Origin of the sequence: Streptomyces sp. NPDC007095, assembly GCF_040634475.1 — a bacterium.
Classification (GTDB): domain Bacteria; phylum Actinomycetota; class Actinomycetes; order Streptomycetales; family Streptomycetaceae; genus Streptomyces.
This window is the reverse complement of sequence record NZ_JBEYFS010000265.1, coordinates 1-15,569: the sequence shown is the minus strand read 5'-3', so window position 1 is coordinate 15,569 and position 15,569 is coordinate 1. Positions and strand designations below refer to the sequence as shown.

Here is a 15,569-nt window from a genome sequence, read left to right as displayed (position 1 = left end):
TGAGTAGCCCGGTGTCGGGGTTGTAGATGATCTCCCAGATGAAGCCGACGACGGCCAGGGAGAGCACCCCCTGCTCGCCGCGGCGCTGGAGGTCTTCGAACGGCTCGGCACCCGCCCCTGGACGGACCGCACCCGCGCCGAACTGCGCGCCGCGGGCGTCACCCCGGCGAGCGCGTCGGCCGGCTCCTCGGACGGCCTCGCCGAACTCACCCCGCAGCAGTTGCAGATCGCCCGCCTCGCCGCCGCGGGCCTGACCAACCGGGAGATCGGCGAACGGATCTTCCTCTCGCCCCGCACGGTCGGCTTCCACCTCTACCGGATCTTCCCCAAGCTCGGCATCACCTCCCGCGCCCAGCTCCGCGACGCGCTGCCCGAGCCGGGGGAATGACATCAGTGCGGTGCCGCCGGGGCGAACTCCGTGCCGCACGGGCCCGCACCCTGGCTCTCGGCCAGGGCGACGGGATCACCGCCCATCGTCAGCGTGGGGTAATGGCGGCCGATGTGATGGGTGGAGCGGCCGACGTAATGGCCGATGAAGGAGCGGCGGAAGCGGTCGGCGCTGCGGTTGGGCCCGGAGCCGTGCACCAGACTGCCGTTGAAGAACAGCACGTCGCCCGGTGCCATGTCGACGGGCACGGCGGCCAGACCGGGCGGCGGCGGGACGTACTCCCGTACGAAGGACAGCTCCGCGTCCGCCTCCTGAGGACAGAACAGGTCCATGCGGTGCGTGCCCGGCACCACTTCCAGGCCGCCGTTCTCCCGGTCGATCGCGTCGCAGGCGATCCAGGCGGCCACGCAGGTGCCCGGCTCGACCCGCAGATAGAAGTTGTCCTGGTGCAGTGCCTGCCCTCGGGCCCCGGGCGGCTTGAAGTAGAACATGCTCTGCGCCGCCAGGACCTCCTCGCCGAGCAGGATCTCCAGGATCTCCCGCAACCGGGGATCGAGGAGGCGGCGCAGGGACAGCTCGTTGATGCGGTGCGGGTGCATGACCCGGGGATGGGCGTCCAGCGGATCCGCCGGAGCGCCGGCGCTGGTGGCCCGGGGTTCGAAGTGCCCCGGGACCGGCCCGGCGGCGTGCAGGGCCGTGAACTCCGCGCACAGCTCGTCGATCTCGGCGCCGGTGAACAGGCCGCGCGCCACCACGAACCCGTTCTCCTCGAAGTCCGACCACCGCGGCCCGCTCATGTCCGTGACTGTCATCCGACCGTCCCTTCTCACCGGAGTCCCAGGTGCTTCACGCTAGGTCGACGAGCCTTCCGGGAGGATGCCCGTGCGTGCTGAGGAGTTGCCCGAGCCTGCTGCCCCGTCCCCGCCGCCGGGTCTGGTGACCGTCGGGCGCTTCGACCAGGGACCGGGATACCGCGTCGACCGGCCTGGGGGCAGCGACAGTTGGCTGTTCACCTGGACCACCGGCGGACGGGGATGGTTCCGGCAGGGGACGGCCCGGACGACGGCCGGCGCCGGAGACCTGGTGGTCCTGGGGCCCGGCGTGCCGCAGCGCTACGCCGTCGAACACGGCGCCGGACACTGGGCGTTCTGGTGGGCGCACTGCCAGGCCCGCCCGTCCTGGACCGGATGGCTGCGGTCCTACGCCCTCGACGACGGCCTGTACGCCGTCGGACCCGCGCCCGCCCGGGAACGTATCGAAGCGGCGTTCCGCCGGATGCTCACCGACGCCCGCTGGACGGGAGAGGGCCCGCCGCCCGGGGGCGCGGAGCCCGCCCCGGGCGAGGTCGCGGTCGCGCACGGCACCGCCGCCCGGGAACTGGCCCTGTGCTCCCTGGAGGAGATCGTGCTGCTCGCCGCCGCCCGGGCGGAGCGCCACCGCCCCGATCTCGACGCCCGCGTCCGCCACGCGGAGGCGGTGATCGCCGCGGACCCGGGCGCGCCCCACACCGTCCGCTCGCTGGCCAGGGCGGTCGCGCTCTCACCGTCCCGGTTCGCCCACCTCTTCACCGAGCAACTCGGCCGCTCCCCGATGCGGGCGCTGCGCGAGGCCCGGCTGCTGCACGCGGCCCGGCTGCTGGAGGCCACCGAGCTCCCCGTGGAACGGGTGGCAGTGGCCTCCGGATTCACCAGCGGCTTCCACTTCAGCCGGGTCTTCCGGCAGCGCTACGGGACTCCACCGGGCGCCTACCGGAAGGGCACCGCTAGGAGTGCGGCGGATGCGGGTGATGCGGGGGATCCGGAGCATGCGGGGGGTGCGGCGGGATCGTCGTGACGGCGGGCGTGGCCTCGGGCCAGATCAGCAGCACCGGGCACGGCGCGTGGTCGACGACGAACCGCCCGGCCCGGCCCAGGCTGTGCGGTCCGAGCCGGGCCCGGTCGCCGTCCCGGGCCACCACGAGCAGATCGGCGCCCTCGGCGGCGGCGACCACCTCGCGCTCCGCGCGCCCGGTGCGTTCCTGACGGGTGAAGGGGCGGCCGAGGCGCTCGGCCGCCGCGTCGAGCAGCCCCGCCGCCGACCGGGCGCCGAGGTCCTCCAGCCGGTTGCCGGGATCGCGCTCGGCGTGCCCACGGCCGAGCAGCCCGGCGAAGGCGCCGTGCGCCAGTCCGGGCACCCCGGGTTCACTGACGTGCAGCAGCACGACCTCGGTCGCCTGCGGGGCGTGCGTGCGCACGGCGTCCACGCAGGCCGGCCAGGTCCCCTCGACGAGCCACACGACGACCCGCATGAGCATCAGCCTCCGGCCCTCATGTGTGCGACGGCTCAGCCCCCGATGACCTGGAGCGAGAACCACAGTGCCAGTACGGCGGGAACCAGCGCCGCCGGCACGGCGATCAGACCCAGCCGGGTGAACTCCCGCAGATCGACGCCGTGGTCGTGCTCCTGCACGATACGCCGCCACAACAGGGTCGCCAGGGATCCGGCGTAGGTGAGGTTGGGGCCGATGTTGACCCCCAGCAGGACCGCCAGCACCGCGCCGGAGCCGGACGTGGCGGCCAGCGGCAGCAGCACCAGGACCGCGGGCAGGTTGTTGATGAGATTGGCGAGTACGGCGGCGAGCGCCGCGATCCCGAGCAGCGCGGGCAGTCCGCTGCCGTCCGGGAAGAGATGCCCGAGGGCGTCGGAGAGTCCGTTGTCGACCACCGCCCGGACGACGATGCCCAGCGCGAGCACGAACACGAGGAAGGCCGGAGCGGCGGCCCTCACCACGGTGAGCGGGGTGGCGCGCCCGCGCAGCAGGGCCCGCGTGGCGAGCACCAGTGCCCCCGCCGCGGCGGACCAGGCGGGGTTCACGCCCAGCGCGGAGGCGAGGACGAACCCCGCCAGCGTGCAGCCCACGGTGACCAGCGCGAACAGGGGCAGCTCCGGCGGCTCCCCGGTCGTCGGCTCGGGCACGGCCGCGGCCAGGTCGCCGGCGAAGAAGCGCCGGAAGACCACGTACTCGGCCGCGACGGCGACCAGCCACGGCAGCACCATCAGCGCCGCGAACCGGGTGAAACTGAGACCGCTCGCGGTGAAGGCGAGCAGATTGGTGAGGTTGGAGACCGGCAGCAGCAGCGAGGCCGTGTTCGACAGATGGGTGCAGGCGTACACGTGCGGCTTCGGGCGGGCGCCCATCCGGGCGGCGGTGGCGAACACGACCGGGGTGAGCAGCACGATGGTGGCGTCCAGGCTGAGCACCGCGGTGATCGCCGAGGCGAGCGCGAAGACCGCGGTCAGCAGGCGCCCAGGCCGCCCCGCCGCCCAGCGGGCCATCCACGCGCCGCAGGCGTGGAAGAGCCCCTCGTCGTCGCAGAACTTGGCGAGTACCAGCACCGCCGCCAGGAAGCCGATCACCGGACCGAGGTGACCCGCCTCCGCGCCTGCGTGGTCCCAGGAGATCGCGCCGGTGGCGATCACCAGCAGGGCCGCCGGGGCCGCGACGACCGCCTCGGGCCAGCCGAACGGGCGGACCACCGCGCAGACCAGGACGGCGACGAGCAGGACGACGGACAGTGATTCGGCGAGCGGGGTGTTCAGGGTTCGGTCCTCCGGGACACAAGTTGTGGTGCCCGGCCATCACATCAGACGCCGCCCCCCGCCCCGCTCACCGACCCTTCGGGCCTGCGCCGATGTCGTCAGAACTCCCCGAGGAGCGTCAGCTCCGCCCAGATCGTCTTGCCGTCGGCCGTGTGGCGGCTGCCCCAGCGCTGGGTGAGCTGCGCGACCAGCAGCAGGCCGCGCCCGCCCTCGTCGTAGGTCTTGGCCCGGCGCAGATGCGGCGCGGTGTGGCTGCCGTCGGAGACCTCGCAGATCAGGGTCTCGGAGTCGTGGATGAGCCGCAGCCGGATGGGCGGCTCGCCGTACCGGATCGCGTTGGTGACCAGCTCGCTCACCACGAGCTCGGCCGTGAACGCTGCCGCGCTCAGCCCCCAGACGTCGAGCTGGTCGACGACCTGCTTGCGGATCGGCGCGACCAGGGCGGGGTCGGCGGGAATGTCCCAGGTCGCCACCTGGGAGGGCGCGAGCCCGTGGGTCCGGGCGAGCAGCAGTGCCACGTCGTCCTGGGCCCCGCCCGCCGGAAGCAGGGTCCGCAGAATGGTGTGGCAGGCACCTTCCAGGGAGTCCGCGGACTCCGCCAGGGCACGGCACATCAGCTCGTGGTTGGCCTCGACGTCCCGCTCGCGGTTCTCGATCAGGCCGTCGGTGAACAGCGCGAGCACCGTGCCCTCGGGCAGGGCGAGCTCGACGGACTCGAAGGGCAGTCCGCCCAGGCCCAGCGCCGGACCGGCCGGCAGGTCGATCTGCCGGGGCGGGCCGCCGGGCGGGAGCATGACGGGCGGGGGATGGCCGGCCCGGGCGAGGGAGCAGCGCCGCGAGATCGGGTCGTACACCGCGTACAGGCAGGTCGCGCCGACCTCGCCGGTGGTGCCCTCCGCGCCGGCCTCCGTGGAGAGCCGTACGACGAGGTCGTCGAGGTGGGTGAGCAGTTCGTCGGGGGCGAGGTCGATGTCGGCGAGCGTACGGACGGCGGTGCGCAGCCGTCCCATGGTGGCGGAGGCCGTGATGCCGTGGCCGACGACGTCTCCGACGACCATGGCGACCCGCATCCCGGACAGCGGGATCACGTCGAACCAGTCGCCGCCCACCCCGGCCCGCGCGGCGGGCAGATAGCGCGAGGCCGCCTCCAGGGCCGCCGTCCGGGGCAGCGACTGGGGGAGCAGGCTGCGCTGGAGGGCGAGGGCGGTCTCGCGCTCGCGCGAGAAGCGCCGGGCGTTGTCGATGCAGACGCCGGCCCTCGCCGTCACCTCCTCGGCCAGCAGCACGTCTTCGGGGGTGAAGGGACCGGGGTGCCGGAACCGGGTGAGGACGGCCACCCCGAGGGTCTGGCCGCGGGCCTTGATCGGCACCGACATGCTGGTGTGCAGGCCGAGCTCGGCGATGCGCGCGGCTCGCACGTCGTCCCAGGAGAGCCACTCCGCCAGCGTGGCGGTGTCGTCGGGCGCCACGATCGTCCGGCCGGCCGTGAGGGAGTCCGCCTGCGGCGAGTGCGCGGGGTAGACGTCGACCTGGCCGGGCTTGACGACAGCCTCCGGGCAGCCGGGGTTCACCGACCGGTGGGCGGCGCGGCGCAGCGTGATCGGCGCGGTCGGTGGCTCCGGGTGGGGCTCGCCCCCGTGCTCGGGCGGATCCAGCAGATCGACCCTGACGAAGTCGGCGAGGGCGGGTACGCAGACGTCGGCGAGCTCCTGGGCCGTGCGGGTGACGTCGAGGGTGGTGCCGATGCGGACGCTGGCCTCGTTGACGAGTTGCAGTCGCTCCCGGGCGTTGTACTGCTCGGTGAAGTCGTGCGCGGCCAGGCATACCCCCCGCACCCGGCCGTCGGTGTCGGTCAGCGGGGCGATACGGGCCATCCAGGCGTGCGCGTGGTATTCGCCGCCCGTCTGCATGAACGTCTCCACGTCACGACCGGTTCCGGAGACGAGCACCTCGTGCAGCTGGGTCTCGAGGTGCTCGCTCTCCTCCTTGCCGCCGATCTCAGAGATCCTGAGGCCCTGGATGCGGGACTCGGGGAGGCCGATCACGTCGGCCATCGCGTCGTTCACCCCGAACAGGCGCAGTCGGTCGTCGTAGACCGCCATCGGGCACGGGGACTGCGCCAGCACCGCCGTCGTCAGCGGGTCGTCCGGCGAGCGCGGGCCGCGGGCCTCCAGCGGGGTGACCACCAGCCAGGTGGCCGGGCCGCCGTCCTTCGGTCTCCTGCGGTGGGCGAGCAGCCACACGGAGACGGTGTGTCCGTCGCGGTGGCGCAGGTCGAGACTGCCGTTCCAGCGGTTACCGGTGAGTTCGGCCGGTACGGGCATGCCCGTGGCCAGCAGATCGGCGGCCGGCCGCCCCTCGACCTCCTCCGGGGCATAACCCAGTAGACGGCGGGCCCCTTCGCTCCATCGGAGCAGGGTGCCGTTCCCGTCGATGACCGCCCGTGCCGTGGCAGCCTCGTCGAGCGGGTGGACCGGGCTCATCGTCGCCACTCCATTGCGGACACTCACAGTGAACAGGCGCGTCACTCAGGTTCCAGCCTAGTGCGTACGTGCGTTCCGCACCCGGTACACGGGCGGCCCCAGGGGTGCATCGGTACGACGGATTCCGGCCGATGTGGTGCGCGGGGCGGAAGTGGGTGCCGCACCCTTGACGGGCCGGTGTGTCACCCCGTCAGAATCTGTTTGTTCACGATCAGTTGTGATGACTTATGGGCCCTTGATTAGGGAGAGCCGCCATGACGGTCACTCGAAGATCGGTATTGATCGCAGGAACCGCCGTACCCGCGGCCGGATCGCTCCTGGGCGCCGCCGACGCCTGGGCGGACTCGCCGGGGCGCGCCGCGGGCCGCCGCTCGGTCGAGCTGCGCGACGGCTGGCGGTTCGCGCTGGTCGACCCGGGTGGGATCACCGACCCCACCGGCGCGTACGAGGGCGCCGAGCAGCCCGGCTACGACGACTCGGCGTGGCGGGAAGTCTCCGTTCCGCACGACTGGAGCATCGAACAGACCCCCACCACGGAGCACGGAACCACCAGTGGCACCGGCTTCTTCCCGGGCGGTCTCGGCTGGTATCGCACCACCTTCACGCTGCCGCCCGCCCTCGCCGGCCGACGGATCTCCGTGGAGTTCGACGGCGTCTACATGGACTCGCACGTCTACTGCAACGGCGAGGAGGTCGGCCGTCACCCCTACGGCTACACGGGGTTCGCCCTCGACCTCACCGGTCTGCTGCACACGGACGGCACCACCGAGAACGTCATCGCGGTGCAGGTGCGGAACCAACTGCCCAGCAGCCGCTGGTACTCGGGCAGTGGCATCTACCGCGAGGCGCGGCTCGTGGTCACCGAACCGGTGCACGTCCAGCGCTGGGGCACGTATGTCACCACGCCGGACATCACGGCGGAGCGGGCGGCCGTACGGGTGCGGACGACCGTCGTCAACGAGTCCGGTGCCGCCGCCGACGTCCAGGTGATCTCGCGGATCGTCGACCCCGACGGCCGTACGGCGGCCCGTACGTCCACCACGGTCCCGGTCACCGGCCGCGCGGACGAGACCCATGAACTCACCGTCGCCAAGCCCCGGTTGTGGGACTTCGCGACCCCCGGCCACCGCTACACCCTGGAGACCGAACTGCGGGTCGGCGGCGCGACGGTCGACACCTGCCGCACCCCCTTCGGCATCCGCACGTTCCGCTTCGACCCGGACGAGGGCTTCCACCTCAACGGCGTCCACGCCAAGATCAAGGGCGTCGACCTGCACCACGACCAGGGCGCGCTGGGCGCCGCGATCAGCGTCGACGCCGTACGCCGGCAGATGACCATCATGAAGTCGATGGGTGTCAACGCCTTCCGTACCTCGCACAACCCGCCCTCGCCGCAGATGATCCAGGTCTGCGAGGAGCTGGGCATCGTGATGATGGTGGAGGCCTTCGACTGCTGGCGGACCGGCAAGACGAGGTACGACTACGGCCGGTTCTTCGACGAGTGGTGCGAGAAGGACGCCACCGAGATGGTCCTCGCGGCCCGCAACTCGCCCGCCGTAGTCCTGTGGTCCATCGGCAACGAGATCCCCGACTCCACCTCCACCCCGGGCCTCGCGATGGCGGACCGGATCATCGCCGCGATCAAGGCGGCGGACGACACCAGGCCGCTGGTCATCGGCTCGGACAAATACCGCCGCGTGCCCACGAAGGGCTCCGCTGCCGACCTCATGCTCGCCAAGCTGGACGGGCTCGGTCTGAACTACAACACCGCTCAGTCTGTGGACGCCTTGCACGCCGCCTATCCGCACCTCTTCCTCTTCGAGTCGGAGTCGTCGTCCGAGACCTCGACCCGCTCCGCCTATCAGGAGCCGGAGCACCTCAACACCGGCGAGAACCACACTCCGGGCCGGCGCGCGGTCTCCTCGTACGACAACAACCTCGCGTCCTGGACGATGAGCGGCGAGTACGGGCACAAGAAGGACCGGGACCGCAAGTGGTTCGCGGGGGAGTTCCTGTGGTCGGGCATCGACTACATCGGGGAGCCGACGCCGTACGACGTGTTCCCGGTGAAGGCGTCCTTCTTCGGCGCGGTCGACACGGCGGGCTTCCCCAAGGACATGTACCACCTGTTCAGGAGCCAGTGGGTGAGCGAGCCCATGGTCCATCTGGTGCCCATGACCTGGAACCACGAGGCGGGCGACACGGTCGAGGTCTGGGCGTACGCGAACGTCGACACTGTGGAGCTCTTCCTCAACGGGAAGTCCCTCGGCACACGGAAGTTCGACACCAAGACGACCACCGACGGCCGTACCTATCTGGAGACGACCGAGGCGACCGGCGACGACAAGACCTTCACCTCGGGTCCCTACCCGGGCAGTTACACCAGCCCGAACGGCAGCGCGGGCAAGCTCCACCTCACCTGGAAAGTGCCCTACGAGCCGGGTGAGTTGAAGGCGGTGGCCCGCCGCGAAGGCCGTACCGTCGCCACGGACGTCCTGCGCACCGCCGGGGCGCCGCACGCGATACGGCTCACGCCCGACCGCAAGTCGCTCGCCGCCGACGGCAGGTCCCTGGTCTTCGTAACGGCCGAGGTCGTCGACGTCCGTGGTGTGGTGGTGCCCGACGCGGAGCACCTGATCGCCTTCGACATCGACGGCGGCTCGCTCGCCGGGCTCGACAACGGCCGGGAGGAGAGCGCCGAGCGCTATCAGGCGAGCACCCGAACGGCTTTCCACGGCAAGGCACTCGCGATCGTACGATCCGGGACGCGGCCGGGCTCGCTGAAGGTGACGGCCCGCTCCGAGGGAGTGCGGGGCGCCACCCTCGGCGTACGCACCACCTCGGCACGCTCGAAGGCGACCACGCCGCCCGCCGCCTTCCGGCCGGACCCGGGCCCCGGCGCCCCGAACGACCCGCTCGCGGACGCCAGTTACTCCGGCCGCCCGGACACTTTGCCCGCCGCCATGCTCGACGGGGACGCGGCGACGGGGTGGTCCAACGCCTTCTACAAGTCGGCGACGGCCCTGCTGCCCGCCTTCAACGGGGCCCGCCCCGAGGACTGGGTCTCGGTCGCCTGGGCCCGTGCCCGCGCGGTCGACCGCGTCGAGGTCTCCTTCACCGTCGACGCGACGCACGCACTGCCGGCGTCCGTCGAGGTCGCGGTGTGGGACGGCAAGCGGTATGTGCCGGTGAAGGGAACCGCCGTCGACTGGGCCACCGCGTCCGACGCGCCGACCGTGATCACCTTCGACGGGGTACGCGGCTCACGGCTGCGGCTCCTCATGGCGAGCGGGCATCCGGGCGCCGCCGAGGGCGGGCTGCGGATCAGCCGTCTGGAGGTCCCGGTGGTCTGACGAGTCCCGGTGCCCGTGCTCGGTCAGCGTGTGGAGTTCGGCCGGGTCGAGCGGGCGGTGCACCTCGACGTACTCGCCGTGCGGCAGGCGTTTGACGACGCCGGTCGCACGGCCGTGCGCCACCAGTTCCCGGTCCCGCAGCTGCAGCCCCAGGCAGATGCGGCGGGTGACCACGAAGACGACGGCCGGGACGACGAACACGGAGATCCGCACCGCCCAGGTGACGGTGTTGATCGACAGATGGAAGCGCGTGGCCACGATGTCGTTGCCGCCGCCCGCGAGCAGGATCAGATAGAGGCTGATCCACGCCGCTCCGATCGACGTACGGACCGGCCGGTTGCGCGGGCGGTCGAGAAGATGATGCTCACGCCGGTCTCCCGTGACCCACGACTCGACGAACGGGTACACGCCGATGGCGACCAGCAGCAGCGGGAAGACGACGATCGGGATCAGCACGCCGAGCACGAACGTGTGCCCGGCCACGGTGATCTCCCAGCCCGGCATGACGCGCACCAGGCCCTCGGCGAAGCCCAGGTACCAGTCCGGCTGGGCGCCCGTCGACACCTGGTCGGCGCGGTAAGGGCCGTACGACCAGACCGGGTTGATGGTCGCGACCGCCGAGATCAGCGCGAGGACACCGAACACCAGGAAGAAGAAGCCGCCCGCCTTCGCCAGGTAGACCGGCAGGAACGGGGAGCCCACGACGTTGCGTTCGCTCTTCCCGGGGCCCGCGAACTGGGTGTGCTTGTGGTACACGACGAGGATCAGATGCACGACGACGAGCGCCGCCATGATCCCCGGAATCAGCAGGACGTGCAGCGAGTAGAAGCGGGCCACGATGTCGTGGCCGGGGAACTCCCCGCCGAACAGGAAGAACGACAGATACGTGCCGACCACCGGAACCGACAGGACCGCCCCGTCCACGAACCTGAGCCCCGTCCCGGACAGCAGGTCGTCCGGCAGCGAGTAGCCGAAGAGGCCCTCGAACAGACCGAGGAGCAACAGTGTCCAGCCGAACACCCAGTTCACCTCGCGGGGCCTGCGGAACGAGCCCGTGAAGAAGTGCCGCATCATGTGCGTCAGCATCGCGGCGAGGAAGACCAGCGCGGCCCAGTGGTGCAGCTGCCGGACCAGCAGTCCGCCGCGTACGTCGAAGCTGATGTGGAGCGTCGAGGCGTACGCCTCCGACATCCGGATGCCGTTCAGGGGGACGTAACCGCCGTGGTACGTCACCTCGTTCATGGAGGGGTGGAAGAACAGGGTCAGGTACACCCCGGTGAGGATCAGTACGACGAAGCTGTAGAGGCAGATCTCGCCGAGGAGGAAGGACCAGTGGTCCGGGAAGACCTTGCGCAGATAGCGCCTGCCGAGGGCGTACACACCGAGCCGGCCGTCGAACCAGTCGGCGACGCGTTCGCCGGAGGACGCCTTCGCGGGCCGGTGGTCCGTGGCGGTCATGCGCGCTCCCCCTCCTCGACCCTGGTCTCGTCGGCACCGGACTCCTGGTTCTCTTCGTCGCGCCGCACATGCGCGAGCTTCTCGGGATTGGTGACGATGTAGACGCCTGACACCTGCTCACCGTCCGCGGTGAGGTCCATGACCATGACCGCGTACGGCGACTCGCCCTCGAAGAGCACGGCGGAGTCGTCGCCGTTGACGCGCCGGTAGCGGAGGTCGAAGCCGGTGCCGCGCCGGGTGGCGTAACCGGCGAACAGCCGCGCCGCCTTGTCCCGGCCGTGCACCGGACGCAGCCCGCCCGAGGCCTTGCCGCCTCCGTCCGTCCACACCGTGACGTCCGGTGCCAGGATCTCCATCAGCGCCGCGATGTCCCCGCCGAGCGCGGCCTCGACGAAGCGCTCGGTCGCCTGCCGACGGACGCGCGGATGGGCCTGGTAGCGCGGCCGACGGGCGTGCACGTGCTCCCGGGCGCGGTGCGCGAGCTGGCGTACCGCCGCAGGGCTGCGGTCGATGACCTCCGCGATCTCGGTGTGCGCGTAGCCGAACACCTCGTTGAGGACGAAGACCGCGCGCTCCAGCGGGGTGAGGGACTCCAGGACCACGAGCATCGCCAGCGACACCGACTCCGAGCGCAGGGCCCGGTCGTCGGCCGAGTCCTCGGGGGCGGGTTCGTCGAGCAGCGGCTCCGGCAGCCAGGGGCCCACATACGTCTCACGGCGGCGGCTGATCGCGGCGCGCCGCGCGAGCGCGTGGTTCACGGCGATGCGTACGAGATAGGCGCGGGGGTTGGTGATGCCCTCCAGCGGGGTGCGGTGGGCGCGGCCCGTCCAGGACAGCCAGGTCTCCTGGAGCACGTCGTCGGTGTCGGCGACGCCTCCGAGGATGTTGTAGACGATCGCGAAGAGCAGCTCGCGGTGGTCGACGAACACCTGCGTCGCGCCGTCGACCGTCCCGGTCGCGGGGCTTTCGGACATGCCATGCCTCCCTTGGTGTGCTCACTACTGCGAGGGGAGAAGCGGGCCCGAATGTGACGTCCGGAGGTCGAAATGTGACGTACGTCTCATGACGCCCGCCGGGCGTCACACCGGTCGAAGCCCACGCCCTCTTGACCGCGAGTCCGATGCCTCGACACAAGGAGACAGACACCGTGTTCAAGAAGTGGCACGACAAGTGGCACGGCAACCCATGGGCGATCCTCATCACGCTTTCCCTGGGCTTCTTCATGACCCTGCTCGACCTGACGATCGTGAACATCGCGATCCCCGACATGGGCCAGGACCTCGACGCCTCCCTCGACGAGATCCTGTGGGTCGTCAACGCCTACACCCTCGCCCTGGCCGTCCTGATGATCACCGCGGGTCGCCTCGGAGACCTGCGCGGCAAACGCAACCTGTTCCTCGCGGGCGTCGCCCTCTTCACCCTCGCCAGCCTCGCCTGCGGCCTCGCGCAGAATCCGGCGGAGCTGATCGCGTTCCGCGCGGTCCAGGGCCTGGGCGCGGCGCTGCTCATGCCGCAGACCCTGTCGATCATCGCGGAGGTGTTCCCGGCCGACCGGCGGGGCGCCGCGATGGGCATCTGGGGCGTGGTCGCGGGCGTCTCGGGCGCCCTCGGCCCGATCATCGGCGGCGCGCTGATCACCCACCTCGACTGGCGGTGGATCTTCTTCGTGAACCTGCCGCTCGGGGTCGTGGTGCTGGGCCTCGCCGCGGCGATCATCCCCGGTTCACGGCGCACCGTACGCCACCGCTTCGACACCCTGGGTGTACTGCTCGCCTCGGGAACCCTGTTCTGCCTGGCCTTCGGCCTGACCGAGGGACAGCGCTACGACTGGAACGCCTGGATCTGGTCGCTGTTCGGCGCGGCGGCACTCCTCTTCGCCGCCTTCCTCGGCCATGAGCGCGGCCAGCAGGGCGACGACCCGCTCGTCCCCTTCTCACTGTTCAAGGACCGCAACTTCACCCTCATCAACTTCGTGGGCGTCACCGTGTCCTTCGGCATCGTCGGGATGTTCCTGCCGCTGACGATCTATCTGCAGTCCGTACTGGGCTTCAGCGCGCTCAAGTCCGGGCTCGTGCTGCTGCCTCTCGCGCTCGGCTCGTTCGTGATGGCCGGGCCCGCCGGAGTCCTCGCGGACAAGATCGGCGGCAAGTTCATCCTGATGACCGGGCTGCTCGCCTGGACGGCGGCCCTGGTGTGGATCGTGGCCGCGGCCGACGTCGGGTCGAGCTGGACGGCGGTCGCCTTCCCTCTCTTCCTCGCGGGTCTGGGCGCGGGCTGCACCTTCGCACCGATGGCCACGGAGGTCATGCGCAACGTACCGGCGAAGCTCTCCGGAGCGGCGTCCGGCGTCAACAACGCGCTGCGGCAGGTCGGTTCGGTGCTCGCGGGCGCCGTCGTCGGCGCCGTGCTCCAGGCCCGGCTCGCCTCCTCGCTCACCGACCAGGCCCGAGAGCGCGCCGGACATCTGCCCGCCGCGTACCGCGACGGCTTCGTCGGCGGCTTCTCCCAGGCGGGGACCGATGTGAACGCGCGCCAGGCGGCGCGGCTGCCGGAGGGCGTACCGCACGACATCGCCGACCGCATGCGCGCGCTGGGCGCCGAGGTCTTCGGCCACGGCTTCGTGCACGCCATGGGTCCCGCCGTCCTGGTCTCGGCCGCCGTCCTGCTGACCGGCGCGCTCGCCTGTCTCGCCGTACGCCGTCACCGCGGCCCGTCGGCCAACCCGCACGCCCTGCCCGTCCACGAACTCGAACTGGAGGAAGCGACCTCATGACCACCGAAGCCGCGGCCGGCACCGTCGACCTCACCGTCATGTACGCAGCCCACGACGCCTTCCGTCGCGACCTGGCACGCCTCGGCGACGCGGCGGCCGACGGCACCGCCTTCACCCCCCAGGTCCGCGCGGGCTGGGACAACTTCAGGCATCAGCTGCACATCCACCACACCGCCGAGGACAGCGATCTGTGGCCGCGCGTGGAGCGCAAGGTCGCGGGCCGGCCCCGGGACGTCGCCCTCCTCGCCGAGATGGAGGCGGAGCACGCCCTCCTCGACCCGCAGCTCACCGCCGTCGACTCGGCCCTCAAGGACCGGTCGGCCGAACTCCCCGCGCTGGTCCGCTCGTTGGCGTCGGCCCTCGACGAACACCTCGCCCATGAGGAGGAGAGCGCCCTGCCACTCATCCGGGAGGTGCTGACGCCCGCGGACTGGGGCGCGTTCACCGGTCGCATCCGAAAGACGCAGGGCGTGCGCGGGGCCGCGCTCTTCGTACCGTGGATCGTGGACGGAGCGCCGGCCGCCGACCGCGCCCGGTTCCTCGGCGCGCTGCCCCCGCCCGTACGGGTCCTCAACAAGCTGTTCTGGGAGGCGGGTTACCGCAGGCGCGGGCTGTGGGGGGCCTGAGAGGCCTGAAGCGCTCGGGCGGGGTTCTGCTCCATCCCCCTGTCCGGGCCGGGGCCGCCGCCGGGCGTCCGTACGGCGAGCCGGTCCAGGCAGTGCTCCCAGCCCTCCTGGCGCGGCCCACGGGCCGGCTCGGGCAGCCTGCGGGGGCGGCCTGCGAGCAGCCTCGCCGAATCGGCTCGCGGTACCGCTGCGCATACCTCTTGAGCAGGGGATATTTACGAGTAAGTACCCTCGCGGTACCGTGGCGGCATGCCCGCCTTGAATGTGGAGTTCAGTGACCGCGAACTCGAGGACCTCCGGCAGATCGCCAAAGAGCGCGGTACGTCGATGAAGGCCCTGGTGCGCGAGGCCGCTGCGGCCGACATCGTGCGGCACCGGGCGCTGAAGGAGGGCGCGGAGGTGTTCCGCCGCTTCTTCACGGCGCACGCCGACGAGTTCGCGGCCGCCTTCCCCGAGGACGAACCTCCCGGCAGGGGCGAGGGACGGGCCGCCTGAGCGATGGCTCCCGTCATCCATATCGACGTGCCGTGGCTGTTGCAGCGCCACGAAGAGGTACTGCCCGACCAGCCCACGGTCAGCGACTTCTCGGCCCTGGTCGCCGCCGTGGCCCGGCACCGCGTCGACCCGCCCCGCCTCGGAGTCGACTCCGACCCGGCCTGGCGCGCCGCCGCTCTCCTGCACACCCTGGCCCTGCTGAAGCCGCTACCGGCCGCCAACGCCCGTTTCGCCTGTTCGGCGGCGGTGGCGTACATGTTCGTCAGCGGTGTCGGGATCGACCCGCCCTACGGGGCGCTCGTCGATCTCGCCCGGGATCTGATCTCCGGCAAGACCGACGTCTACGGCGCGGCACGTCCTGGTCAACAACGCGTACGGGTGCTCTCCCGACGCCCCGCTCTTCGAGGACGAGAC

The 15,569-nt window shown here is 71.5% G+C and carries 12 protein-coding genes and 1 pseudogene; 7 read left to right on the top strand and 6 right to left on the bottom strand.

The genetic code is table 11. The annotated features are described in order from the left end of the window. Window positions 1-67 precede the first annotated feature (67 nt). Window positions 68-388 (top strand): annotated as a pseudogene (locus tag ABZ656_RS49785) (helix-turn-helix transcriptional regulator); the annotation flags it as partial. Window positions 389-390: 2 nt separating this feature from the next. Here ABZ656_RS49785 and ABZ656_RS49780 read toward each other — a convergent pair. Continuing rightward, a complete protein-coding gene (locus ABZ656_RS49780) occupies window positions 391-1,200 on the bottom strand; it encodes a phytanoyl-CoA dioxygenase family protein (RefSeq protein WP_360278149.1) in 810 nt (269 codons plus the stop codon). A 64-nt stretch (window positions 1,201-1,264) separates the two neighbouring features. Between ABZ656_RS49780 and ABZ656_RS49775 the strand changes: the two genes are divergently transcribed. Beyond that, complete coding sequence (locus ABZ656_RS49775; protein ID WP_360278146.1) at window positions 1,265-2,221, top strand: helix-turn-helix domain-containing protein; 957 nt, start codon at window positions 1,265-1,267, stop codon at window positions 2,219-2,221. On the opposite strand, the gene ABZ656_RS49770 is transcribed toward ABZ656_RS49775, so the two are convergent. From ABZ656_RS49770 to ABZ656_RS49760, 3 genes are all read right to left on the bottom strand, one after another. Further along, window positions 2,151-2,675 carry a universal stress protein gene (locus ABZ656_RS49770; RefSeq protein WP_101403988.1) on the bottom strand — a complete coding sequence of 175 codons (525 nt, stop codon included), beginning with the start codon at window positions 2,673-2,675 and terminating at the stop codon, window positions 2,151-2,153. The two genes, ABZ656_RS49775 and ABZ656_RS49770, sit on opposite strands and share 71 nt — an antisense overlap. Window positions 2,676-2,710: 35 nt before the next feature. Further along, entirely contained in the window at window positions 2,711-3,967 is a 1,257-nt protein-coding gene (locus tag ABZ656_RS49765; RefSeq protein WP_360278152.1) for an arsenic transporter, read from the bottom strand. A gap of 98 nt (window positions 3,968-4,065) precedes the next feature. Next, entirely contained in the window at window positions 4,066-6,450 is a 2,385-nt protein-coding gene (locus ABZ656_RS49760; RefSeq protein WP_101402565.1) for a SpoIIE family protein phosphatase, read from the bottom strand. Window positions 6,451-6,704: 254 nt separating this feature from the next. Here ABZ656_RS49760 and ABZ656_RS49755 point away from each other — a divergent pair, with 254 nt between their 5' ends. After that, window positions 6,705-9,803 carry a glycoside hydrolase family 2 TIM barrel-domain containing protein gene (locus ABZ656_RS49755; protein WP_101402566.1) on the top strand — a complete coding sequence of 1,033 codons (3,099 nt, stop codon included), beginning with the start codon at window positions 6,705-6,707 and terminating at the stop codon, window positions 9,801-9,803. Here the strand turns inward: ABZ656_RS49755 and ABZ656_RS49750 are convergent. Both ABZ656_RS49750 and sigJ read right to left on the bottom strand, forming a co-directional pair. Then, window positions 9,714-11,261: a cytochrome bc complex cytochrome b subunit gene (locus ABZ656_RS49750; RefSeq protein ID WP_360278141.1), complete on the bottom strand. Its 1,548-nt coding sequence runs from the start codon at window positions 11,259-11,261 to the stop codon at window positions 9,714-9,716. The two genes, ABZ656_RS49755 and ABZ656_RS49750, sit on opposite strands and share 90 nt — an antisense overlap. Further along, the gene (sigJ, locus tag ABZ656_RS49745; protein ID WP_360278138.1) at window positions 11,258-12,235 is read right to left on the bottom strand and encodes an RNA polymerase sigma factor SigJ; all 978 of its coding nucleotides are present in this window, start codon (window positions 12,233-12,235) and stop codon (window positions 11,258-11,260) included. The genes ABZ656_RS49750 and sigJ overlap by 4 nt, the downstream gene beginning before the upstream one ends. 173 nt (window positions 12,236-12,408) lie before the next feature. Between sigJ and ABZ656_RS49740 the strand changes: the two genes are divergently transcribed. From ABZ656_RS49740 to ABZ656_RS49725, 4 genes are all read left to right on the top strand, one after another. Then, window positions 12,409-14,034 (top strand): MFS transporter, encoded by a 1,626-nt coding sequence (locus ABZ656_RS49740; RefSeq protein ID WP_360278135.1) that lies wholly within the window; start codon window positions 12,409-12,411, stop codon window positions 14,032-14,034. Beyond that, window positions 14,031-14,660 carry a hemerythrin domain-containing protein gene (locus ABZ656_RS49735; protein ID WP_360278132.1) on the top strand — a complete coding sequence of 210 codons (630 nt, stop codon included), beginning with the start codon at window positions 14,031-14,033 and terminating at the stop codon, window positions 14,658-14,660. The genes ABZ656_RS49740 and ABZ656_RS49735 overlap by 4 nt, the downstream gene beginning before the upstream one ends. A 249-nt stretch (window positions 14,661-14,909) precedes the next feature. Next, window positions 14,910-15,155 (top strand): hypothetical protein, encoded by a 246-nt coding sequence (locus ABZ656_RS49730; RefSeq protein WP_054234230.1) that lies wholly within the window; start codon window positions 14,910-14,912, stop codon window positions 15,153-15,155. A gap of 3 nt (window positions 15,156-15,158) precedes the next feature. Further along, window positions 15,159-15,569: hypothetical protein (locus ABZ656_RS49725; RefSeq protein WP_360278128.1), on the top strand; the 411-nt coding region annotated here is incomplete at its 3' end.

Excerpts from the sequence above, each read along its gene's own strand:
- ABZ656_RS49730 (WP_054234230.1), top strand. The coding sequence starts at position 14,910 with ATGCCCGCCTTGAATGTGGAGTTCAGTGACCGCGAACTCGAGGACCTC.
- ABZ656_RS49755 (WP_101402566.1), top strand. The coding sequence starts at position 6,705 with ATGACGGTCACTCGAAGATCGGTATTGATCGCAGGAACCGCCGTACCC.
- ABZ656_RS49770 (WP_101403988.1), bottom strand. The coding sequence starts at position 2,675 with ATGCGGGTCGTCGTGTGGCTCGTCGAGGGGACCTGGCCGGCCTGCGTG.
- ABZ656_RS49780 (WP_360278149.1), bottom strand. The coding sequence starts at position 1,200 with ATGACAGTCACGGACATGAGCGGGCCGCGGTGGTCGGACTTCGAGGAG.
- ABZ656_RS49760 (WP_101402565.1), bottom strand. The coding sequence starts at position 6,450 with ATGAGCCCGGTCCACCCGCTCGACGAGGCTGCCACGGCACGGGCGGTC.
- sigJ (WP_360278138.1), bottom strand. The coding sequence starts at position 12,235 with ATGTCCGAAAGCCCCGCGACCGGGACGGTCGACGGCGCGACGCAGGTG.
- ABZ656_RS49750 (WP_360278141.1), bottom strand. The coding sequence starts at position 11,261 with ATGACCGCCACGGACCACCGGCCCGCGAAGGCGTCCTCCGGCGAACGC.
- ABZ656_RS49775 (WP_360278146.1), top strand. The coding sequence starts at position 1,265 with ATGCCCGTGCGTGCTGAGGAGTTGCCCGAGCCTGCTGCCCCGTCCCCG.
- ABZ656_RS49735 (WP_360278132.1), top strand. The coding sequence starts at position 14,031 with ATGACCACCGAAGCCGCGGCCGGCACCGTCGACCTCACCGTCATGTAC.